Origin of the sequence: Ottowia beijingensis (assembly GCF_013423955.1) — a bacterium.
Taxonomy (GTDB): Bacteria; Pseudomonadota; Gammaproteobacteria; order Burkholderiales; family Burkholderiaceae_C; genus Ottowia; species Ottowia beijingensis.
This window is the reverse complement of record NZ_JACCKX010000001.1, coordinates 3,928,171-3,948,946: the sequence shown is the minus strand read 5'-3', so window position 1 is coordinate 3,948,946 and position 20,776 is coordinate 3,928,171. Positions and strand designations below refer to the sequence as shown.

Sequence of the window (20,776 nt, the reverse complement as noted above, 5' to 3'; positions counted from 1 at the left end):
GCTCGGGCCGGCCTAGGGCGCGCCGGCGTCGCCTGCGCGACTTTTCACAAGCCAAATTGGCCTCCAGCGCCCGACAGGTGGGCGCTGGAAGCTATCATTTTGATATGATCTGCGAATGACGAAGAACCACCCTTCGAACACCGATCCTGCCAGCGCGCCGCTGGTCATCACCCAGCGCACGCCCGGCGGCCTGGGCCTGATCACGCTGAACCGCCCCAAGGCGCTGAACGCCCTGTCGCTGCAGATGATCCGACTGCTGACCGACGCGCTGCGCGGCTGGCAGCACGACGCGGGCATCCACGCCGTGGCGATCCGCGGCATGGGCAAGGCGGGCGAGGGCTTCGCGCCCTTTGGCGCCTTCTGTGCCGGGGGCGACATCCGCTTCTTTCACCAGGCGGCGCTCGCGGCTGACGAGGCGCTGGGCGACTTCTTCACCGAGGAATACGCGCTCAACCACCTGATCCACACCTACGGCAAGCCCTACATCGCCTTCATGGACGGCATCGTCATGGGCGGCGGCATGGGCCTGAGCCAAGGCGGCAGCCTGCGCGTGGTGACCGAGCGCACCAAGATGGCCATGCCTGAGACGCGCATCGGCCTGTTCCCCGACGTGGGCGGCGGCTGGTTCCTCAGCCGCACGCCGGGACACGTGGGCGAATGGCTGGCGCTGACGGGCCATGTGCTGAAGGGAGACGAGGCCGTGCCAGCCCGGCTGGCCGACGGCTGCGTGGCCTCGGCCGAGCTGCCCGCCCTCTGGCAGCACCTGGCCGACACGGCCTGGGACAGCGGCGCGGCGGTGCAGCGCTGGGTTGCTGCACATTTCGCAGCGGGCGGCGCAGATCAGATCAGCGATCGCGCCCAGATCGACCACTATTTCAGCCTGCCCAGCATGCCGGCCATCATCGCCGCGCTGGAGGCCTCCAGCGCCGAATGGGCACGCCAAACGGCCGAAGAACTGCGCACACGTTCGCCGCTGATGCTGCACGTGACGCTGGAACAGATCCGCCGCGCGCGCCACATGGCGCTGGCCGACGAGCTGCGCATGGAGCGCGATCTGGTGTACCACTGCTTTCACCAGCGCGCCGGCGCCGACAGCGAGACGGTGGAAGGCATCCGCGCGCTGGCCGTGGACAAGGACCACGCGCCGCGCTGGAACCCGGCGCGCATCGAAGACATCACGCCCGAGATGGTGGCGCGCTTTTTCGTCAGCCCCTGGGCGCCCAAGGGGCATCCGCTGGCGGGGTTGTGATCGCGCTTTGGGTGCGATGTGGCGCAGGGGCGCCGCCGTATACTCCCGCTATGCTATCCGTCAGCGCCCTATTGACGGGCGCTAAAATCATATACTCCCTAATAGTATAGATTTTATCCTGCTTGATGCTGAATTCTTGAACGCAAAAGAACGCCAAGACTTCGCAATAGGCGCAGAACAGGATGCTGAAAACCCTGCGCCACTTCAGCGTTCACAAGCGATGGTGGCCATCTTTCTTGCTTGATCATCAAGAAGTCCCTGGCAGTGTTGTGGGAGCGGGCTTGCCCGCGATGAGGCGCCTCGCCGCGACGAACGCTTGATCGCGGGCAAGCCCGCTCCCACACAGCGGACAAGGTCCGCGCGCCATCGGAGACTTCTTGACAATCAAGCTTCCTTGATGACCGGCAGACGATGTTTTTCGCGTCTTCCGCGCTGCCTTGGCGATTTCTGCGTTCAAGGGTTTTTCAAGCTGCTTTCTTTCGAGTCATCAAAAAGCCGTGGCACGCCACGGCTTTTTCGTTGAGCGCAGGGCAGGGCGCTCGTCAGCACTCAGTCAGGGCTTGGCGATCTTCCAGTTGCCGCCCACACCATCGCCCAGGCGGTCGCCGGACTTGGTGTCCTTGGCGTAGTAGTACAGCGGCATGCCCTTGAAGGCCCACTGCTTGCTGCCGTCGGCGCGGGTGATGATGGTGTAGTCGCCCAGCGGCACGGCGGTGGCGGCCACGCCCAGCGGCGGCCAGTTGGCGGCGCAGGCGTCGACGCAGGTGGATTTGCCGCTGCCGGCCACGTCCTTGGCGAACACGTACAGCGTGCGGCCATCGGGGCCGATCAGCGTGCCGTCGGCGGCCTGCGTCAGCGTGCTGGGCTTGGCGCCGGCGGCCGGGGCCGTGGTCTTGGTGGTGCCGCAGGCGGCCAGCAGGGCGGCGGTGGCCAGGGCGGCGGTCAGGGTCTTGATGTTCATGCGAAGGCTCCTCTTGGCGAAGTGGACAACCGCAAGAGTGTAGTCCCCGCGCGCCGCATCGGCCTGTCGGACAACAGGCCGCATCGCGCGCGCTGGCGTGTCAGCGGTGGCGCTGCTTCATGGCGCGTTCCACCTCGCGCTTGCCCTCGCGCTCCTTGATGGTGTCGCGCTTGTCGTGCGTGGCCTTGCCCTTGGCCAGGGCGATCTCGCACTTCACGCGGCCGTTCTTCCAGTACAGCTTCAGCGGCACCAGCGTGTAGCCCTTCTGCTCCACCTTGCCGATCAGGCGCTTGATCTCCTCGGCGTGCAGCAGCAGCTTCTTGGTGCGCACGGCGTCGGGGCGGATGTGGGTGCTGGCCGTGCCCAGCGGGTTGATCTGGCAGCCGATGACGAACAGCTCGCCGTTGCGGATCACCACGTAGCCATCGGTCAGCTGCGCCTTGCCGGCGCGCAGGGCCTTCACCTCCCAGCCTTCCAGCACCATGCCGGCCTCGTAACGCTCCTCGAAGAAGTAGTTGAACGCGGCTTTCTTGTTCTCGGCGATGACCGGGCTGGACGATGCGGGCTTTTTCTTGGTGGCCATCTGGGGCATATGAAGCGCCACGGGCGCTTTTGCAAGCTTCGCGCGGCAGGCGCCTGGGGAAGGGCGCCTAGAATCGCGGGCAAACGCGCATTGTATGAAATCCGTCCACAAGTCCGTCCTCATCTGGTACACCGCGCAGGAGATGTTCGACCTGGTGATCGATGTCGAGCGCTACCCCGAATTTCTGCCCTGGTGCAGCCACGGCAAGGTGCTGGAGCGCACCGACAACGGCATGACGGCCGAGGTCGGCATCGCCTTCAAGGCCGTAAAGCAGACCTTCGTCACCCGCAACGAGCACATCCCGGGGCGCGAGGTGCGCCTGCACCTGGTCAAGGGCCCGTTCTCCAAACTGGAGGGCGTGTGGACCTTCACCCCCGTGGGCGAAGACCAGCGCGCCTGCCGCATCGACCTGAAGATGGACTACGGCTTCTCCAACAAGCTGCTGGCCACGCTGGTCGGCCCGGTGTTCGACAAGATCGCCAGCAGCTTCGTCGACGCCTTCGTGCAGCGCGCCGAGCAGGTGTACGGCAGCGCCGCGGCGTGACTGCGCTGCTCAACGTCATCGTTGCCTACGCGCCGGCGCCGCGCGAAGTGCACGAGGTGGCCGTCACGCTGCCTGCCGGCAGCACGGTGCAGCAGGCGCTGGCCGCCAGCGGGTTGCTGGCGCGGTTTCCCGACATGAACATCGAGCCCGGCCACGTGGGCGTGTGGGGCCGCAAGGCGCCGCCCGATCAGCCCCTGCGCGATCGCGACCGGGTGGAGGTGTGGCGCCCGCTGCGGGTGGACCCGAAGCTGGCGCGGCGCGAGCGCTTCGGCCAGCAGGGTGCGCGTGCGGCGGGCCTGTTTGCCAGGCGGCGGCCGGGTGCCAAGCCGGGCTACTGAGCGGGCGTGCGGCCCCATGAAAAACGCGCCGGGTGGCGCGTTTTTTGTGCCAATGCTATGGTTTAGATAGCTGTCGGCGCTTTATGGACGGGCGCTGAAGCCCGATGGGATGCTTATTTGCAATCCTGCGCAATGATCTGGTTGACGCGCTTCAGCTCGGCCGCGCGCTGGGCGTCGTCCAGCACTTCGCGCTCGCCCTTGTCGTTCAGGCGCGCCATGCGCATGCCCGAATCCAGCGTGGCCTTGGCGTTCATGGCGCGCTTGCAGTTCTCGGCGCGGGCAGCGGCCACCTTTTCCTGCTCGGCCTTCTTCTTGGCGGCTTCGGCGGCCTCGGCCTGCTTCTTCTTCTCTTCCAGCGCCTTGTCGACGCCGGCGGGCGCAGCGCTGGCGGCTGCCGCCGGGCGGGTGGCGGCGTTGGGTGCCTCGCCCGCGGCGGGGTGCTGGCGGCCGCGGCAGGCGCTGCCGGTGCCGTGGTGATCAGCGGCGCGTTCGACATGCGCGGCTGCTTCAGCACGTTCTTCTGCGGCACGTCGGCGGGTGGCGGGCGGTCGCTGAACACGCGGCGGCCGTCCTTGTCGATCCACTGGTACTGGGCGTGCGCGGCCATGGTGGCGGCCAGGGTCAGCGCGAAAAGCAGGGCGCGGGCAGGTTTCATGGGCAGGCAGTGTAGCGGTGTGCGGTGTCAGTCAGACCCTGAAACGCCCCGCGGTGGCCTGCAGCCGACAACCGGCGCCGCTTCATTCGTGCGATATGCACGCCCACGGCGCCCGGCGGCCCAGCCGCCGCGCGGCAAGGGCGGCCCAAAACAGCCTGTTTACAATCCGCCTTTTGGAGCCTCAAGCCATGCGCCTTCTCGGCAAAGCGCTGACCTTCGACGACGTGTTGTTGGTGCCAGCGTACTCCCAGGTCCTGCCCAAGGACGTCAACCTCTCCACCCAGTTCTCCCGCAACATCCGCCTGAACCTGCCCCTGGTCTCGGCCGCGATGGACACCGTCACCGAGGCGCGCCTGGCCATCGCCATGGCGCAGGAGGGCGGCATCGGCATCGTGCACAAGAACCTGACGGCCGACGAGCAGGCCGTGCAGGTGGCGAAAGTGAAGCGCTACGAAAGCGGCGTGCTGCGCGACCCGGTGGTCATCACGCCCGAGCACACCGTGCTGCAGGTGATGCAACTCAGCGACGAACTGGACATTAGTGGCTTTCCGGTGATCGACCATGGCCGCGTGGTCGGCATCGTCACCGGGCGCGACCTGCGCTTCGAGACGCGCTACGACGTGCCGGTGCGCGAGATCATGACCCCGCGCGAGCGCCTGGTCACCGTGCCCGAGGGCACCAGCCACGCCGAGGCCAAGGCGCTGCTGAACAAGCACAAGCTCGAGCGCCTGCTGATCATCGACGACCAGGACCGCCTGAAGGGCCTGATCACGGTGAAGGACATCACCAAGCAGACCACCTTCCCCAACGCCGCGCGCGACGACCACGGCCGCCTGCGCGTGGGCGCCGCGGTGGGCGTGGGCGCCGGCACCGAGGAGCGCGTCGAGGCGCTGGTCAAGGCCGGCGTCGATGCGCTCATCGTCGACACCGCCCACGGCCACAGCCAGGGCGTGATCGAGCGCGTGCGCTGGGTCAAGCAGAACTATCCGCAGGTGCAGGTGATAGGCGGCAACATCGCCACCGGCGCCGCCGCGCGCGCGCTGGTGGAGGCGGGGCCGACGGCGTGAAGGTCGGCATCGGCCCCGGCAGCATCTGCACCACCCGCATCGTGGCCGGCGTGGGCGTGCCGCAGATCACCGCCATCGACAACGTGGCCACCGCGCTGCACGGCACCGGCGTGCCGCTGATCGCCGACGGCGGCGTGCGCTTTTCGGGCGACATCGCCAAGGCCATCGCCGCTGGTGCCAGCAGCGTGATGATGGGTGGCATGTTCGCCGGCACCGAAGAGGCGCCGGGCGAAGTGGTGCTGTTCCAGGGCCGCAGCTACAAGAGCTACCGCGGCATGGGCAGCATCGGCGCCATGCAGCAGGGCAGTGCCGACCGCTACTTCCAGGAAAGCAGCACTGGCAACCCCAACGCCGACAAGCTGGTGCCCGAGGGCATCGAAGGCCGCGTGCCCTACAAGGGCAGCGTGGTCGCCATCATCTTCCAGCAGTCCGGCGGCCTGCGCGCGTCGATGGGCTACTGCGGCTGCGCCACCATCGAGGACATGCGCGACAAGGCCGAGTTCGTCGAGATCACCGCCGCCGGCATTCGTGAATCGCACGTGCACGATGTGCAGATCACGAAAGAGGCGCCGAATTATCGGGCGGATTGACGCACGGGCGGCGGCGTTTGGATGCGCCGTTGCCTACTGCCCGGTTTGCATCTAGACTATGCGCATGAATCTATGCGCATTTTCTCTGCGCACCCGCCATGTCTACACTACCTGTTGTTTCCTCCTCGCCCAAGCGCTCTGCCAACCTGAGCCTGAGTGCCGACGTGCTCGACGCGGCCAAGGCTTTGCGCATCAACGTGTCGCAAGTGTGTGACCGCCATTTGCGCGAAGTGGTGCGGCAGGAGCAAGCGCGCCGCTGGCAGCACGAACACGCCGACTTCGTGGCTGCCTACAACGCCACGCTGGAAGTCGAAGGCTTGCCGTTGGCCGAGTTCAGGACGTTCTGATGGCGCGCTTCGACGTGTACCCGAATCCAGGGCCGCACGCTCGTACCACGCCCTTTCTACTGGATGTTCAGACCGATCTGCTGAGCGGCTTGGACAGCCGTGTGGTGGTGCCCCTGCGCAGTGCGGATCAGTTTGCTGAGGTCAAGATTCCCGAGCGCTTGATGCCGACGCTCGATGTCAACGGCACGGCTTGCCTGATGGAAACGCCCAAGCTCGCCGCTGTGCCACAGCGCGTGTTGAAGCAGCCGGTGGCCTCGATGGCGGATGAGCAAGACCGCATCCTGGCTGCGCTGGATTTCCTGTTTCAAGGTTATTGACTCCTCATCATGAAACTCGCCGAAGCCCTGCTGATCCGCGCCGATCAGAAGAAGAAAATCCTCTCGCTGCGCGAGCGCATTGCGCAGAACGCGCTGGCGCAGGAGGGTGATGCGCCGCGCGAGGACGTGGCCAAGCTGATCGCCGAATGCTTTGCCGTGATTGCCGAGCAGCAGGCGCTGGTGCTGAAGATCGACGCCGCCAACGCCGCCGCCAAACTGCCCGACGGCCGCCCGCTGACCGAGGTGCTGGCGGCGCGCGACGTGCTGATGCAGCAGCACGGCATCCTGAAAAGCGCGGTGGAGGCCACGCACAAGGAGGCCGACCGCTACAGCATGCGCGAGATCAAGTGGGTGCCGCAGATCGACGTGGCGGCCACGCAGAAGCAGATGGAAGACCTGAGCCGCAAGATCCGCGAGTTGAACGTGCAGGTGCAGGAGACCAACTGGCGCACCGAGCTGTGAAGCGCGCCACGGCGCCCGCACACACCTGCAAGCGGCCAGAACAGGCGATAGCCATTTGGCGCCATGTTGCAGTATGAAATAAAGAGCTGCTGGCGCCCGATGACTGGGCGCTGAAGCCTGTTTTCAATCATTAAATAAGGGTCTTAGGAAGCAAACCTCTCTACCAAGTGAGCTAACTTCCTATCGTGATTCAGAAAACAGGTACTTCAGGCGTTCCAAGATCAGTGAAGCGAAGTTTCGCCAGCTCGTGCGCTACTTCGCCATGGATTTGACGGCCACCGACTGCGCCCAACTGTGCGGGCTGTCGCTGCGTTCGGTCAACAGCATCTATCTGCGCATGCGTGCTCGCATGGCCGAGCACTGTGAAGCGCGCTCGCCCTTTGTCGGAGAGCTCGAAGCCGATGAGTCCTACTTCGGTCCCCGGCGCGTACGCGGCTTGCGCGGCCGCGGCGCGGGCCGCAAGACGGTGGTCTTTGGTTTGTTCAAGCGAGGCGACTGTGTCTACACCGAGATCGTGCCCGATGCCTCCAAACGCACCTTGCAGGCCATCATCCGGGGCAAGGCCGACATTGCCAGCATCATTCACACTGATGGCTGGAGAGGCTACGACGGGCTGGTGGACGTGGGCTTTGACAAGCACTTTCGGGTCAGCCACGGGGCCAATGAGTTCGCACGTGGCTCGGTGCATGTCAATGGCATCGAGAGCTTCTGGAGCTTGGCCAAGCGGCGACTGGCGCAGTTCAATGGCGTGCCGCGCAAGACGTTCTATCTGCACTTGAAGGAGACCGAGTTTCGCTTCAATCATCGAAATCAGAACCTCTACCAAGCATTGCTATCCTTGCTCAGAAACAATCCGCTTTGATAGCGTTTGCTTCCTAAGACCCTAATTTGAGAGGTCCCCCCTTAGTGAACCTGCAAACCTGATGTTTCTGGAGCGTACCGGGCGAGCACAAGACCCCGGCGTGGGCGCCAGGGGGTTGAAAACATACTGGGGCCTAGCGTATTGGCGCGAAGGGCAGCGCCACACGATGACCCATCAGCCCGCCACCCCTGACCCGGCACACCGCACCCCGCACACCTCACCACCATGTGCTGACGGTACGCTCCACCTTCTTTGCACCGCCCGCGCGCCACAGTGCTGCGCCCATGAAAAAGCCCCGCCATGGCGGGGCTTTGACGTTGAGGCTGTGTGCCTGATCAGCCGCGGTCGGCGCGCGGGGCACGCGGGGCCGGCGCGGGTGCGGGGGCCGGTGCAGTGGTCGTGGTGGTTGCAGCCGGCGCGGGCTGGCTGGCCGCACCTGCGGGGCCTGCGGGGTTGAACTGGCCGGGGCGGGGCTGGCCCTGCTCGGTGGCGGTGGGCTGGGGCGGCGTGGTGGTGGTGTTGACGGGGGCCTGTGCAAAGGCACCACCGGCCATCAGCAGGGCGGCGGTGAAGGCGAGCGTGTTGCGTTTGGACATGGGGAACTCCTGATATGTGTTGGAAGAGAAGTGCGAGGAGCGCGCCGTCAGGCGCGACCACACACCGCCATCTTGTGGTCGCAGCCGCGCCCACCGCACCGGTGCATGGCGCTTGCGGCAGTAGGAGAAGCGCCCGGCGTGCCCGAAGCACTGGTCTGCCTCGCAACATAGCCGTGGCCGCGGCGTGCGCTGGCCTTGCGGAGGCGGCGCGCTTGTGCCGCGCGCGGCCGCATCGGCCAAAATAGAGGGTTTTCCGGCACACCGCCCTATCCGCTCCGCGCGCCCCTCGGCTGCTCTCATGTCCCACCACAAGATCCTCATCCTCGACTTCGGCTCCCAGGTCACCCAGCTCATCGCCCGCCGCGTGCGCGAGGCGCATGTGTATTGCGAGGTGCACCCCTGCGACGTGACAGACGACTGGGTGCGCCAGTACGCGGCCGACGGGCAGCTGAAGGGCGTGATCCTCTCCGGCAGCCACGCCAGCGTGTACGAGGTGGATGACAAGGCACCGCCCGCCGTGTTCGAGCTGGGCGTGCCTGTGCTGGGCATCTGCTACGGCATGCAGACCATGGCGCAGCAACTCGGCGGCCAGGTGGAGGGCGGGCACAACCGCGAGTTCGGCTACGCCGAAGTGCGCGCGCGCGGCCACACTGCGCTGCTGAAGGACATCGCCGACTTCACCACGCCCGAAGGCCACGGCATGCTGAAGGTGTGGATGAGCCACGGCGACAAGGTGACCGAGCTACCGCCGGGCTTCAAGCTGATGGCCAGCACCGACTCATGCCCCATCGCCGGCATGGCCGATGAAGAGCGCCGCTTCTACGGCGTGCAGTTCCACCCCGAGGTCACGCACACCGTGCAGGGCAGGGCGGTGCTGGATCGCTTCGTGCTCGACATCTGCGGCGCCAGCGCCGACTGGGTGATGCGCGACCACATCGAGGAAGCCGTGCAGGCCATCCGCGCCCAGGTGGGCGACGAGGAGGTGATCCTGGGCCTGTCGGGCGGCGTCGATTCCAGCGTGGCCGCCGCGCTCATCCACCGCGCCATCGGCGACCAGCTGACCTGCGTGTTCGTCGACCACGGCCTGCTGCGCCTGCACGAGGGCGACATGGTGATGGACATGTTCGAAGGCAAGCTGCACGCCAAGGTGGTGCGGGTGGACGCGAGCGAGTTGTTTTTGAAAGAGCTGGCCGGCGTGGCCGACCCCGAGCAGAAGCGCAAGATCATCGGCCGCCTGTTCGTCGACGTGTTCAAGGCCGAGGCCGAGAAGCTCAAGGCCAGCGGCGCGGGCCACAAGGGCGCGACGTTCCTCGCGCAAGGCACCATCTATCCGGATGTCATCGAATCCGGCGGCGCCAAGAGCAAGAAGGCCGTGGTCATCAAGAGCCACCACAACGTCGGCGGCCTGCCCGAGCAGCTGGGCATGAAGCTGCTGGAGCCGCTGCGCGACCTGTTCAAGGACGAGGTGCGTGAACTGGGCGTGGGCCTAGGCCTGCCGCAGGACATGGTGTACCGCCACCCGTTCCCCGGCCCCGGCCTGGGCGTGCGCATCCTGGGCGAGGTGAAGAAGGAGTATGCCGACCTGCTGCGCCGCGCCGATGCCATCTTCATCGAGGAACTGCGCTCCACCATCGAGCCCAACTCGCAGAAGAGCTGGTACGACCTGACCAGCCAGGCCTTCACCGTCTTCCTGCCCGTGAAGAGCGTGGGCGTGATGGGCGACGGCCGCACCTACGACTACGTCGTCGCCCTGCGCGCCGTGCAGACCAGCGACTTCATGACCGCCGACTGGGCCGAACTGCCCTACGGCCTGCTCAAGCGCGTGTCCAGCCGCATCATCAACGAAGTGCGCGGCATCAACCGCGTGACCTACGACGTGTCCAGCAAGCCGCCGGCGACGATTGAGTGGGAGTAAATTTCTCCAGTTTCAGGACTTCCCATAGCGTTCCGGTTTTTCCGGGAAGCATAGTTCTGACAAGGGGTTAGCTTCTCACTCGGTGTCATGCCGTTTCACCGGTGCCCGACGCTTTGTCGGTACGGGTGACGGTACCGGTCACCTGATCCTCCAAATACCCAACTTGATACCGTCATCTGGTCTGACGGTATCAACTGACGGTATCACGTTGGAGGAAAAGATGATTACTGACAAGCAGTTACGGGCGCTGAAGGCATCTGACAAGGTCTACAAGGTCGCCGACCAGCAAGGGTTATACGTAACGGTTCTGCGAACGGGGAACATCAGCTTTCGATACGACTATCGGCTCAATGGACGCCGTGAAACCCTGGTGATCGGGCAGTACGATCCGGCGCTTGCGGCCAGGAAACCGCGTGAGATGGCGACGCTCGAGTACGGCATGCTCTTGTCGCTTGCCGAGGCGCGTTTGCTTCTGGCGAATGCACGGCGAACCATTGAGCAGGGCGAGAGCCCGTCTCGTGCGAAAGTGGAGAGGCGGGCGGAAGCCAATGAGGGGATGACGTTTGGCGGGTGGGCCGAAAAGTACTTCGCTGAAGCCAAGTTGGCAGAGTCAACCCGTGCGATGCGCAAGTCCGTCTACGACCGCAACCTAGCTAACGAGTTCGGCCGCCTCAAGTTGGAAGAGATCACGCCATCACGATTGATGGCGAGATGCGAAAAATCAAAGAACGCGGTGCACCAGCGCCAGCCGTCCAGTCGCGAGACATAGTGCTGCAAATCTTCCGTTTCATTCAGGCGAGAGGGTTGAGGATCGAGAACCCCGCGGAAGCAATTCGTCCGAGCGCCATTGCTGCCTTCAAAGTCAGGGATCGGGCCCTATCGCCTGAAGAGATCCACAAGTACTTCAATGCGCTCGAGGAGGTCTCTTCGGCTGCGACCTTGCGCCTCGCAGTCAAGTTCATGTTGCTGACGATGGTGCGAAAGAGCGAGTTCACCCAGGCCAAGTGGGAAGAAGTCAATTTCGAAACGGGCGTATGGACGATTCCCAAGGAGCGGATGAAGGCGAGTCGACCCCACAACGTCTATCTCAGCCAGCAGGCCATCGACATCCTGGTGGCCTTCAAGACCTGCTACGGTGCTAGCCCCTACCTCCATCCTGGACGCTACGAGTCGGATTTCCCGATGAGCAATGGAACCTTGAACCGGCTCGTTGTCGCTGGCACCGAGGTGATCGTCGCTCGTGGTGAAGAGTTCGAGCCGTTTACGGTGCACGACCTTAGGCGGACCGCCAGTACCCTGCTGCATGAGGCGGGATACAACAGCGACTGGATCGAAAAGTGCCTTGCTCACGAGCAACGGGGCGTGCGCGCGGTTTACAACAAGGCGGAGTATGCCGAGCAGCGACGGGCGATGCTTCAGTCGTGGGCAGATATGGTGGATACCTGGATCGCGAATGGGCCCAGTCCTGTTCGGCCCATCAATCTGGGCTTGCCGCCGGAGACGCGCTTGGAGGAGTTTCAACTGCTGGGGCCAGCCCAGGCCGTGTGATCAGGACGCTGCGGAGCGCCGGCAAGCAGCATGGAACGTGCGGGAGGAGGTTGGTGCGAGCCTCCTTCTCACGCATCGTCCCGATTGTTCAGATCCCGTTGCGCCGCGATTGCTCAGTTGAACACCTCGACGCGGAGCAAGGACATAAAGCGAAATCTGGTGCCATAGGAAAGTCAGCCGGATACAGCGCCGTTGTCGGTGGCGCTCATTCCCCAACGCTTGAACGGCATCGGTTGGCCTCGTCAAATGGAGCTACCTCTCCATCTGATGAAGGACTGAGATGTTGACTGACAAGCAGTTGAAGATGCTGAAAGCGTCCAACAAGGTCTACAAGATCGCTGATCAGCAGGGACTATATGCCGCTGTTTTGCGCTCGGGAAACATAAGCTTTCGCTACGACTACAGACTTCACGGGCGCCGCGAGACGCTAGTCATTGGCCAGTACGACGCGGATCTGGGCGCCAAGCATCAGCGCGAATTGGAGCAACTCCATTTCGGCATGCCGTTGTCGCTTGCGGAGGCGAGATTGCTTTTGACACGGGCGCGACGATCCCTGGAGCAGGAGAGAGTCCGTCCCGATCGAAGGTGGAGAAGCGGATCGAAGCCAGCGAGGCATTGACGTTCGGTAAGTGGGCAGAGAAGTACTTTGCCGAAGCAGGGCTGGCGGACTCCACTCGAGCAATGCGTAAGTCAGTCTACGACCGGAATCTCGCGACGGAGTTTGGCCGTTTGATGTTGGAAGAAATTACTCCCGTCCGGCTGATGGCAAGATGCGAGAAGATCAAGGAGAGAGGTGCGGCGGCGTCTGCGGTGCTGGCCCGCGAGATCGTGCTGCAGGTCTATCGTTTCATTCAGGCGAGAGGTTTGAAAATTGCCAACCCGGCAGAAGCAATCCGTCCGAGCGCGATTGCGACCTTCAGGGCGAGGGACAGGGCGCTGTCACCAGCCGAGATCCACACGTTCTTCAATGCTCTGGATGAGGTCGCTTCTGCCCCGACATTGCGCCTAGCCGTCAAGTTCTTGCTGCTGACGATGGTGCGCAAAAGTGAGTTCATCCAGGCCAAATGGGACGAGATTGACTTCGAATCGGGCATATGGACGATTCCGAAGGCGCGTATGAAAGCAGGCCGTCCACACAACATCTATCTCAGTCAGCAGGCGATGGGCATTCTGATGACACTCAAGGCTTGCTGCGCAGGGAGCTCCTATCTGCTTCCCGGACGCCATGAACGCGATTTCCCTATCAGTAACAGCGCGTTGAATCGCGTGCTGATGGTCGGCAGAGATGTGGTCCAGAAGCGGGGTGAGGGGATTGATCCCTTTACCGTACACGACCTCAGGCGTACGGCCAGCACATTGCTACATGAGGCAGGTTACAACACCGACTGGATAGAGAAGTGTCTCGCGCATGAGCAAAAAGGCGTCCGCGCGGTCTACAACAAAGCTGAATACGCGCAACAACGGCGAGGAATGCTGCAGGACTGGGCAGACATGGTGGAGTCCTGGATTCATGACGGCCCAAGCCCTGTATATGTCGGTGCTGGGCCTGGAGTCAGCAGAATAAGTGGCTTGATCAGCTCATCTGGACACGTAAGCCTCCGTGATGTGGCCGTGGTACCCCCACTTCTTAGCGGTCGTCCTCGTGAGAGGGCATGCTCGCCCCACGGGTCTCACGGCGGCGTCGAGCTGAAATCCATTCTGCCTGCAGCGGCGCCAATGGAGTCTGGCTGCGCGTTTCGGCACCATGACGCCTGATTGCAGGTGCACATAGGGATCGGCCTTGTCGCTAGACAACCATGCGGCTGCTGGCGATCTGACTTTTCCCGAGCAGAGTCTGGATCTTCTGCAGCGCAGCACTGGAGTTCGGCGTGGCTTCTTGCTCCACCGACGGAGATGCGAACGCCTGAGGGCAACTCGTCCTCTACGCCGAAGGCATTCGTTGCGGCGATGCGGACACCCATGTCTTCCAGGGCTTGGCTGAAGGCAGTTGGCCGCCATTGCGGCGGCAAGGGCAGCCACAGATGAATGCCACTCGGGTGCGCCTGGATGCTCCCTGGCAGAATCGAGCGCGCCAGAGCCTGCCGCGACCGGGCTTCGAGCTGGATTTCTCCCAGCAGCGACTTGGCGGTGCCGTTCACGATCCAGGTCTGGACCAGACCGGCGAGCAGTGCTGAGCAGCCCATGCTGGTCGCGGCGAAGCTCTCCAGCAGAGTGGTGGTGGCCTGACCGGACGGCGCTACTACGTAGGCTGCGCGCAGGCTCGGTGACAGGCATTTGGACAGCGAAGCCAGGTAGTACGAGCGCTCCCCTGATGTGCACGCCGAGATAGGCAGAGGTGCGTCGTTGAGCAAATGACGATACGGGTCATCCTCGATCAAGGTCACCTTCGACTTGCGCAGCACTGCTGCGATGTCCTGGCGCCGTGCAGTGGGCATGGTTGAGGCCGTGGGATTCTGGATCGTGGGATTCAGATAGAGCAGCCCCGCGCCCGTGTCCCGGCAACTGCGCTCCAGCGCGTCGGGAAGCATGCCGGAGGCGTCGCCTGGCACACCGATGATTTTGAGGCCCAGCGCCCTTGCTGCCCGTAGGAAGCCTGGATAGGTCAATGGGTCGCACAGCACGGCGTCGCCGCGCCGGGTGTGCGCCTGTAGCAGGTTGAAGATGGCTCCTTGCGTTCCGGCGCACATCAGCACTTGGCTTTGGCCCATGGCGTCCAGCATCGGGCCCAGCCAGGTCCGTGCCGCCTGCAAGGCTGTCGGCTCAAGCACTGGATGGTGGTAGCCGCTGACAGATTCCGCATCGTGCCGGGTCACTACCTCGGACATGCCCGCCTTGATGTGGTCAGCCAAGGCTCTATTGGCGGGCTGCGGCGGGATGTTCATGGCCAGGTCGACCATGCCCCGCTGTGAAGGATCGTAGGGTTCCGCGATGAAGGAGCCCCGTCCACCGAACGAAGCCAGCAGCCCTCGAACTCGCGCTTCGGCATAGGCGCGCGTCACGGTGGTCAGGTCAACACCGAGCTCGGTAGCCAGCCATCTTTGCGGCGGCACCTGATCGCCAGCCTTCAGTTCCCCGTTGCGCACGGCATGCGCGATCAGATCGGCAATCTGTAGGTATCTTGGCCCGCTGCCTGCAACGAGCGGCTTGAGCCAAGCGGGGCGCCGTTGCATGTCCGCTCCCTGGCTCACGGCCATGCCGCGTTCATGGGCTTGTCGATGTTTCATACGCTAGTGACTATAATACACATACACTTTTATTTTAACGCATACAAAATAAAAGTGTATGGATTTATTGTTCTCCCACTGAATGATCCACACCCGCCGCAGATGCGCTATGAGTCAATCACACATCCACCCGGCACCTGGCATGGGGACGCCTTTTCGGGCCCCGCAGACTGCCGATGCCTACACCGAAGTCATGGTGCCCGTTTATTCCCCGCTGGATGTTCTGGCGGTTCGAGCGCAGGGCGCGACGGTCTGGGACGCCGCAGGCAAGGAGTACATCGACCTGTCGGGTGGAATTGCCGTCAATGCCCTGGGCCATTGCCATCCCGCGCTGATTGAGGCGCTGACAGCCCAGGCCCATCGGCTCTGGCATATCTCCAACACCTACAAATCGGATTCCACGCTGCGCCTTGCCAGAGCGCTTATCCGGTTGACGTTTGCGGAGCGGGTGTTCTTTGCGAACTCTGGCGCGGAGGCGAACGAAGCGGCCTTCAAGCTCGCGCGCCGCTATGGCTTGCACCAGTCGCCGCGGAAATACGAAATCGTCGCGGCGCACAACAGCTTTCACGGCCGGTCGCTGTTCACCGTCAGCGTGGGCGGGCAGCCCAAGTACTCGAATGGTTTCGGCCCGGCCATCGAAGGGATCCGGCACGTGCCGTTCAACGACCTGGGCGCGTTGGAGCATGCCGTGTCGCAGAACACCTGCGCCGTGGTGCTGGAGCCCGTCCAGGGGAAAGCGGTGTGCTTCCGGCCACGCGGGAATACCTCGCGTGCGCCCGTGCCCTGTGCGACCGCCACAATGCGCTGCTCATCTTCGATGAAGTGCAGACGGGGGTAGGGCGGCTGGGAACCCTGTTTGCCTATGAGCACTTCGGCGTGGTGCCGGATGTAATGACTATCGCAAAGGCCATCGGCTGCGGCATTCCGCTGTCGGCCATGCTGACGATGGACAAATTCGCCGAGCACCTGGGGCAGGGCACGCATGGAACCACATTTGGCGGCAACCCCTTGGCCTGCGCGGTGGGCGAGGCCGCGCTGCATGCGATCAGCCAGCCGGAATTGCTCTACGGCGTTCGGGAGCGCCATGACTACCTGGTCAGCAGACTGCGACAGATCGGTAAGCGCTACGGCGTTTTCGAGGAAGTCCGCGGCATCGGTCTGCTGATCGGCTGCGTGCTTGCCGAGCCTTGGCGTGGCAAGGCCAGAGAGGTTGCCAAAGCAGCGCTGGCGCACGGCGTCATGGTGCTGCAGGCAGGCCAGGACGTGATGCGGCTGGCACCTAGCCTCAACATTAGCTATCCCGAGATCGATGAAGGGCTCGCACGCCTTGAGGTCTTGGCCCAGGAGCTCAGTCACGAAGCGGTGATTTGCTAAGCCTGTCCCCGAACTCCCCACTTTCCATACCGACAACCCAGGAACCCGATATGCAGACCCCCATCTCCCAATCTATATGGACTACAGCGCCACGACTCCGGTAGACCCGCGCGTCGTCGATGCCATGATTCCGTGGCTCCGGGACCACTACGGCAATCCCGCATCCAACACCCACGCCTGGGGTTGGGAGGCCGAGAAGGCCGTAGAGCGCGCCCGTGCGCACGTCGCCGCGCTGGTGGGCGCAGATCCGCGCGAAATAGTCTGGACTTCGGGCGCCACCGAATCAGACAACCTCGCCCTCAAAGGCGCAGCCCACTTCTACCAGGGCAAGGGCAAGCACCTCATTACGGTCAAGACCGAGCACAAAGCCGTTCTCGACACCATGCGCGAACTGGAGCGGCAGGGCTTTGATGTGACTTATCTCGACGTGAAGTCGGACGGCTTGATTGACCTCGAGACCTTCAAGGCGGCACTGCGCCCCGACACCATCCTGGCATCGGTGATGCTCGTGAACAATGAGATCGGCGTGATCCAGGACATTCCGGCCATCGGCGCCATCTGCCGGGAGCGCGGCATCGTCTTCCACGTCGATGCCGCCCAGGCCACGGGTAAGGTGGATATCGACCTCAAGACGTTGCCCGTGGATTTGATGAGCCTGGCGTCGCACAAGACCTATGGCCCCAAGGGCATCGGTGCGCTCTACATCCGGCGCAAGCCGCGCATCCGCATCGAGGCGCAGATGCATGGCGGCGGCCACGAGCGCGGCATGCGATCCGGCACTTTGCCCACGCACCAGATCGTCGGCATGGGCGAGGCATTCCGGCTCGCTGGCCTTGAGATGGGGACGGAGCGCGAGCGCGTTCGGATGTTGCAGCGCAAGCTGCTGAGTGGCTTGCAGGAGATCGAGCAGGTCACGATCAACGGCAACCTGGAGCATTCCGTTCCGCACTCGGTCAACGCATCGTTCAATTACGTCGAGGGCGAATCGTTGCTCATGGGCATCAAGGCCGTTGCGGTCTCGTCCGGATCGGCGTGCACTTCAGCCAGCCTGGAGCCCAGCTATGTGTTGCGCGCTTTGGGCCTGAGCGACGAGGTGGCGCACTCGAGCCTGCGGATCACCATTGGCCGCTTCACTCAGGAGCACGAGATTGATACGGCGGTGGCCGTCATCAAGCAGCACGTCGCCAAGCTGCGCGAGCTTTCGCCGCTGTGGGACATGTACAAGGACGGGATTGACCTCAGCACCATTCAATGGGCTGCGCATTGAGGCCGAGAGTGGAGAGCGCTATGAGAATTGCCTTCGTTGGTGCCGGAAACATGGCTTCCAGCCTGATAGCCGGAATGGTTGCCATGGGTATTGATGGAGGTCGCATATCAGCAAGCGCTCGGCGGCCTGAACAGCGAGAGCTGCTGAAATCGTGCTACGGGGTTGATGTTCACTCCAGCGCTGGGGAGTGCGCTGCCGGCGCAGACGTGGTGATCCTATCTGTCAAGCCGCAAGTGGCGCAGGTTACATGCCGGGAAATTGCACCGCATCTGTCCGACGATGCATTGATCCTCTCAATCATGGCAGGGATTCCTGTTTTGAACTTGCTGGCGTGGCTCAACTCTTCACGAACGTCTGCAAGGGCGATAGTCCGGTGTATGCCCAATACCCCAGCTTCAGTTGGCTTTGGGATGACGGCGTTGTACGCAAGTGCCGCCGTTAGTCCTTCTCAGAAGGAGTGCGCGTACAGCCTGATGTCCTCGGTGGGGCGGGCTATCTGGGTGGGCGATGAATGTCAGTTCGATGCGGTAACTGCTCTCTCGGGGAGCGGGCCAGCCTATGCATACTTGCTCATGGAGGCCATGGTTGAGGCAGGAAAGGAATTGGGGTTACCGTCTCAAGTCGCGGAGACCTTGACTCGGCAGACGATTCTCGGTGCCGCGCAATTGGCATCTGATCAAGGACGCGCCCTCCAGGAGCTTCGGCGACAAGTGACGTCGCCGCACGGAACTACCGAAGCCGCAGTCAACCTGCTTGAGGCGCAAGGCTTCAAATCGTTGGTTGGACGAGCAGTACGTGGTGCGGCACGCCGATCTGCAGAACTCCCGTTAGAGCTATAGCTGCTGGGTCCAGCGTCGACAGAGGGTAATCACTATGCGGCACGCCGCATACCTGGCTGCAGTCCATATGCCCTGTAGGGCCGATATACCTGAGGCACAGCATTGAGTCATTGTGCCGGCTTCCGCGTGTATCGAATTCGGCATCGATGGGGCGTAAAGAGGACTTGACAGTCGCTGCCATGAATATTGATTTCCAACTAGTATGCTGGTTATGGAACTTGTCGAAATCAATGGAAACCATTTAGAGGTTGAGCGCATTGGCGATTCTCCTGCCTCTGATCATCGGGCACCGCTTGTCTTTTTGCATGAGGGGTTGGGTTCCATCGCTCAGTGGGGCGATTGGCCGGCCAGCCTTTGCGCGGCGACTGGGCGGGAAGGCGTGGTGTATTCGCGGCGCGGCTACGGTGGCTCCAGCCCCGTGCCGGACGTGCGTGGCGCAGGGCGCCTTGGGCCCGACTACATGCATCGAGAAGCGTTGCAGGTGTTGCCTGCTCTGCTTGAGCGCATAGGTATCAGGCAACCGGTGCTGGTGGGCCACTCCGATGGCGGGACCATTGCACTCATCCATGCCGCACACCACCCTGTGTCAGCCTGCGTGGCACTGGCACCGCATGTGATGGTGGAAGACATTTCGGTCAGCGGCATCGAGGAAGCGCGACACGAATACGAACACGGCTCGCTGCGCGAGCGCCTGGCACGTCATCATGACGACGTGGACAGTGCCTTCTGGCAATGGAACGACGTGTGGCTTTCTCCTGCCTTCCGAGCCTTCGATATTCGCAAGGAACTCGGCGCCATCACAGCGCCCTTGTTGTGCATTCAAGGTGAGCAGGATCGATACGGCACGCTGGCCCAGATTCGCGATGTTCAGAGCGCTGTGCCTGCCGCTCTGCTGCTGGAAATCGCTGACTGTGGTCACTCCCTCATCGTGATCAGCGGGACACGGTAAACGTGGCGATTGCGAATTTCTTGCGCGACGTGAACTGATAACGCCGGAGGGCTCAGGCTGGCTGCAGGTTTGCCGCAGAGAGCCCCCGATCAGGCGGAGGCGGGCCGAGTTTCCTCTACTCTGTATCGATCCGGTATTTGGCGACGGCCTCGCTTAGCTGGGCCGCGTCTCTGCTCATGAGTGCCTGGAATTCGCCAGGTGTGGAGGTTTGGGCGACCGCCCCGCTGATAAGCATCCCGCTGCGAACCTGTGGATCCGTCATTACCTTTCGCAGTGCGGCATTCAGCTTGGCGATCACTTCATCTGGCGTGCCAGCGGGAGCCAGCAGACCGAACCAAGCCTCGGAGACGTAGCCGGGAACGGCTGACTGAATGGTAGGAATGCTGGGAGCGATGGGGTGGCCGGGGCTGGCGCTCGCGATACCTAAAGCCCTCAATGTTCCTTGTTCCACCAGGCTCAGCATGTCGGCGGAAGGGGGCGTCAGCAGGATGTCGACTTCGCCGGTGCGCAACGCGAGCGCACCGTTGGATTGACCTTTGTAAGGAATGTGCTGCAGCTTGATTCGCGCGGCGTCGCCAAGACGCGCGGTTTCAATATGAGTGAGTGAAGCAGTGCCTGACGAGGCGTAGCGCAGTCCGTTGGGTTGTTCGCGGGCATAGTGCAGGAAGTCAGCGAGGTTCTTTGCGGGGAAGTCCGACTTCACCAAAAGAACCATGGGAGATGTCGTCAAGGTGCTGACTGGCTTGAAGTCCTTGAGCAGGTTGTAGCCAGCGCGCTTGTTCACGATGGGAGTGATGAGCAGGCCGTTGTTTGCGTGCAGGAGGGTGTACCCGTCCGGCTTCGCGCGCGCGACGCTCACGGCAGCGATTGCACCCGATGCGCCCGGCTTGTTTTCAACGATGACGGGCTGGCCAAGTGACTCGGACAGTGCCGTTTGGATCTTGCGAACCTGGATGTCACTGCCGCCGGCGGGATATGGAACCACGATGGTGATCGGCCGAGAGGGGTAGGGCTCGCTCGCGTTGGCGCTACCCAATCCGGCGGCGGCGAATACTGCGAGGGCGGTGAGCAATGAGAGAGGATTCATGG

The 20,776-nt window shown here is 63.2% G+C and carries 17 protein-coding genes and 4 pseudogenes; 15 read left to right on the top strand and 6 right to left on the bottom strand.

The window, feature by feature from the left end:
• Positions 1–109: 109 nt before the first annotated feature.
• On the top strand, positions 110–1,249 hold the full coding sequence (locus H0I39_RS19435; RefSeq protein WP_373368357.1) for an enoyl-CoA hydratase/isomerase family protein: 1,140 nt from the start codon (positions 110–112) through the stop codon (positions 1,247–1,249).
• 553 nt (positions 1,250–1,802) lie between these two features.
• Here H0I39_RS19435 and H0I39_RS19430 read toward each other — a convergent pair.
• Positions 1,803–2,210, bottom strand: a complete 408-nt coding sequence (locus H0I39_RS19430) for a COG4315 family predicted lipoprotein (protein WP_180551568.1) — start codon at positions 2,208–2,210, stop codon at positions 1,803–1,805.
• A gap of 100 nt (positions 2,211–2,310) precedes the next feature.
• Positions 2,311–2,793 carry an SsrA-binding protein SmpB gene (smpB, locus tag H0I39_RS19425; protein WP_180551567.1) on the bottom strand — a complete coding sequence of 161 codons (483 nt, stop codon included), beginning with the start codon at positions 2,791–2,793 and terminating at the stop codon, positions 2,311–2,313.
• A gap of 94 nt (positions 2,794–2,887) precedes the next feature.
• On the opposite strand from smpB, the gene H0I39_RS19420 reads away from it, so the two are divergent.
• Together H0I39_RS19420 and H0I39_RS19415 are read left to right on the top strand one after the other, a co-directional pair.
• The gene (locus H0I39_RS19420) at positions 2,888–3,337 is read left to right on the top strand and encodes a type II toxin-antitoxin system RatA family toxin (RefSeq protein WP_180551566.1); all 450 of its coding nucleotides are present in this window, start codon (positions 2,888–2,890) and stop codon (positions 3,335–3,337) included.
• Positions 3,334–3,675 (top strand): RnfH family protein, encoded by a 342-nt coding sequence (locus H0I39_RS19415; protein ID WP_180551565.1) that lies wholly within the window; start codon positions 3,334–3,336, stop codon positions 3,673–3,675. The genes H0I39_RS19420 and H0I39_RS19415 overlap by 4 nt, the downstream gene beginning before the upstream one ends.
• A gap of 113 nt (positions 3,676–3,788) precedes the next feature.
• On the opposite strand, the gene H0I39_RS19410 is transcribed toward H0I39_RS19415, so the two are convergent.
• Positions 3,789–4,259 (bottom strand): DUF4124 domain-containing protein, encoded by a 471-nt coding sequence (locus tag H0I39_RS19410; RefSeq protein WP_307776848.1) that lies wholly within the window; start codon positions 4,257–4,259, stop codon positions 3,789–3,791.
• A 259-nt stretch (positions 4,260–4,518) separates the two neighbouring features.
• Between H0I39_RS19410 and guaB the strand changes: the two are divergent.
• The 5 genes and pseudogenes from guaB to H0I39_RS19385 all read left to right on the top strand — a co-directional run bounded on the left by guaB (position 4,519) and on the right by H0I39_RS19385 (position 7,975).
• Positions 4,519–5,987 (top strand): annotated as a pseudogene (gene guaB, locus H0I39_RS19405) (IMP dehydrogenase).
• A 98-nt stretch (positions 5,988–6,085) separates the two neighbouring features.
• On the top strand, positions 6,086–6,334 hold the full coding sequence (locus H0I39_RS19400; RefSeq protein WP_180551564.1) for a type II toxin-antitoxin system CcdA family antitoxin: 249 nt from the start codon (positions 6,086–6,088) through the stop codon (positions 6,332–6,334).
• Positions 6,334–6,651, top strand: a complete 318-nt coding sequence (locus H0I39_RS19395; RefSeq protein ID WP_180551563.1) for a CcdB family protein — start codon at positions 6,334–6,336, stop codon at positions 6,649–6,651. Before H0I39_RS19400 ends, H0I39_RS19395 begins: the two co-directional genes overlap by 1 nt.
• A gap of 9 nt (positions 6,652–6,660) precedes the next feature.
• The gene (locus H0I39_RS19390) at positions 6,661–7,113 is read left to right on the top strand and encodes a DIP1984 family protein (protein WP_180551562.1); all 453 of its coding nucleotides are present in this window, start codon (positions 6,661–6,663) and stop codon (positions 7,111–7,113) included.
• A gap of 220 nt (positions 7,114–7,333) precedes the next feature.
• Complete coding sequence (locus H0I39_RS19385) at positions 7,334–7,975, top strand: IS1595 family transposase (protein WP_180551890.1); 642 nt, start codon at positions 7,334–7,336, stop codon at positions 7,973–7,975.
• Between the two features lie 335 nt (positions 7,976–8,310).
• Here H0I39_RS19385 and H0I39_RS19380 read toward each other — a convergent pair whose 3' ends face one another.
• Positions 8,311–8,571, bottom strand: coding sequence for a hypothetical protein (locus tag H0I39_RS19380; RefSeq protein WP_180551561.1), 261 nt, complete (start codon positions 8,569–8,571; stop codon positions 8,311–8,313).
• Positions 8,572–8,869: 298 nt separating this feature from the next.
• On the opposite strand from H0I39_RS19380, the gene guaA reads away from it, so the two are divergent.
• The 3 genes and pseudogenes from guaA to H0I39_RS19365 all read left to right on the top strand — a co-directional run.
• Positions 8,870–10,486, top strand: a complete 1,617-nt coding sequence (gene guaA / locus H0I39_RS19375) for a glutamine-hydrolyzing GMP synthase (protein WP_180551560.1) — start codon at positions 8,870–8,872, stop codon at positions 10,484–10,486.
• A 220-nt stretch (positions 10,487–10,706) separates the two neighbouring features.
• A pseudogene (locus H0I39_RS19370) lies at positions 10,707–12,034 on the top strand (tyrosine-type recombinase/integrase).
• A gap of 280 nt (positions 12,035–12,314) precedes the next feature.
• Positions 12,315–13,558 (top strand): annotated as a pseudogene (locus H0I39_RS19365) (tyrosine-type recombinase/integrase); the annotation flags it as partial.
• A 146-nt stretch (positions 13,559–13,704) separates the two neighbouring features.
• Here the strand turns inward: H0I39_RS19365 and H0I39_RS19360 are convergent.
• Positions 13,705–15,228: an aminotransferase-like domain-containing protein gene (locus tag H0I39_RS19360; RefSeq protein ID WP_257645899.1), complete on the bottom strand. Its 1,524-nt coding sequence runs from the start codon at positions 15,226–15,228 to the stop codon at positions 13,705–13,707.
• A gap of 172 nt (positions 15,229–15,400) precedes the next feature.
• Here H0I39_RS19360 and H0I39_RS19355 point away from each other — a divergent pair.
• The 4 genes and pseudogenes from H0I39_RS19355 (at position 15,401) to H0I39_RS19340 (ending at position 19,687) form a co-directional block, all read left to right on the top strand.
• Positions 15,401–16,632, top strand: a pseudogene (locus H0I39_RS19355) (acetylornithine/succinyldiaminopimelate transaminase).
• 70 nt (positions 16,633–16,702) lie between these two features.
• Positions 16,703–17,899, top strand: coding sequence for an IscS subfamily cysteine desulfurase (locus tag H0I39_RS19350; protein ID WP_308645940.1), 1,197 nt, complete (start codon positions 16,703–16,705; stop codon positions 17,897–17,899).
• Positions 17,884–18,738 (top strand): pyrroline-5-carboxylate reductase, encoded by an 855-nt coding sequence (proC, locus tag H0I39_RS24360; RefSeq protein WP_373368321.1) that lies wholly within the window; start codon positions 17,884–17,886, stop codon positions 18,736–18,738. The genes H0I39_RS19350 and proC overlap by 16 nt, the downstream gene beginning before the upstream one ends.
• A 211-nt stretch (positions 18,739–18,949) precedes the next feature.
• Positions 18,950–19,687 carry an alpha/beta fold hydrolase gene (locus H0I39_RS19340; RefSeq protein WP_307776847.1) on the top strand — a complete coding sequence of 246 codons (738 nt, stop codon included), beginning with the start codon at positions 18,950–18,952 and terminating at the stop codon, positions 19,685–19,687.
• 115 nt (positions 19,688–19,802) lie between these two features.
• Here H0I39_RS19340 and H0I39_RS19335 read toward each other — a convergent pair whose 3' ends face one another.
• Positions 19,803–20,774 (bottom strand): Bug family tripartite tricarboxylate transporter substrate binding protein, encoded by a 972-nt coding sequence (locus H0I39_RS19335; RefSeq protein ID WP_180551557.1) that lies wholly within the window; start codon positions 20,772–20,774, stop codon positions 19,803–19,805.
• Positions 20,775–20,776 lie beyond the last annotated feature (2 nt).

Coding starts and splice junctions, on each gene's coding strand:
- H0I39_RS19430 (WP_180551568.1), bottom strand. CDS start 2,210: ATGAACATCAAGACCCTGACCGCCGCCCTGGCCACCGCCGCCCTGCTG.
- smpB (WP_180551567.1), bottom strand. CDS start 2,793: ATGGCCACCAAGAAAAAGCCCGCATCGTCCAGCCCGGTCATCGCCGAG.
- H0I39_RS19420 (WP_180551566.1), top strand. CDS start 2,888: ATGAAATCCGTCCACAAGTCCGTCCTCATCTGGTACACCGCGCAGGAG.
- H0I39_RS19400 (WP_180551564.1), top strand. CDS start 6,086: ATGTCTACACTACCTGTTGTTTCCTCCTCGCCCAAGCGCTCTGCCAAC.
- H0I39_RS19395 (WP_180551563.1), top strand. CDS start 6,334: ATGGCGCGCTTCGACGTGTACCCGAATCCAGGGCCGCACGCTCGTACC.
- H0I39_RS19390 (WP_180551562.1), top strand. CDS start 6,661: ATGAAACTCGCCGAAGCCCTGCTGATCCGCGCCGATCAGAAGAAGAAA.
- H0I39_RS19380 (WP_180551561.1), bottom strand. CDS start 8,571: ATGTCCAAACGCAACACGCTCGCCTTCACCGCCGCCCTGCTGATGGCC.
- guaA (WP_180551560.1), top strand. CDS start 8,870: ATGTCCCACCACAAGATCCTCATCCTCGACTTCGGCTCCCAGGTCACC.
- H0I39_RS19360 (WP_257645899.1), bottom strand. CDS start 15,228: ATGGCCGTGAGCCAGGGAGCGGACATGCAACGGCGCCCCGCTTGGCTC.
- proC (WP_373368321.1), top strand. CDS start 17,884: ATGGGCTGCGCATTGAGGCCGAGAGTGGAGAGCGCTATGAGAATTGCC.
- H0I39_RS19340 (WP_307776847.1), top strand. CDS start 18,950: ATGGAACTTGTCGAAATCAATGGAAACCATTTAGAGGTTGAGCGCATT.
- H0I39_RS19335 (WP_180551557.1), bottom strand. CDS start 20,774: ATGAATCCTCTCTCATTGCTCACCGCCCTCGCAGTATTCGCCGCCGCC.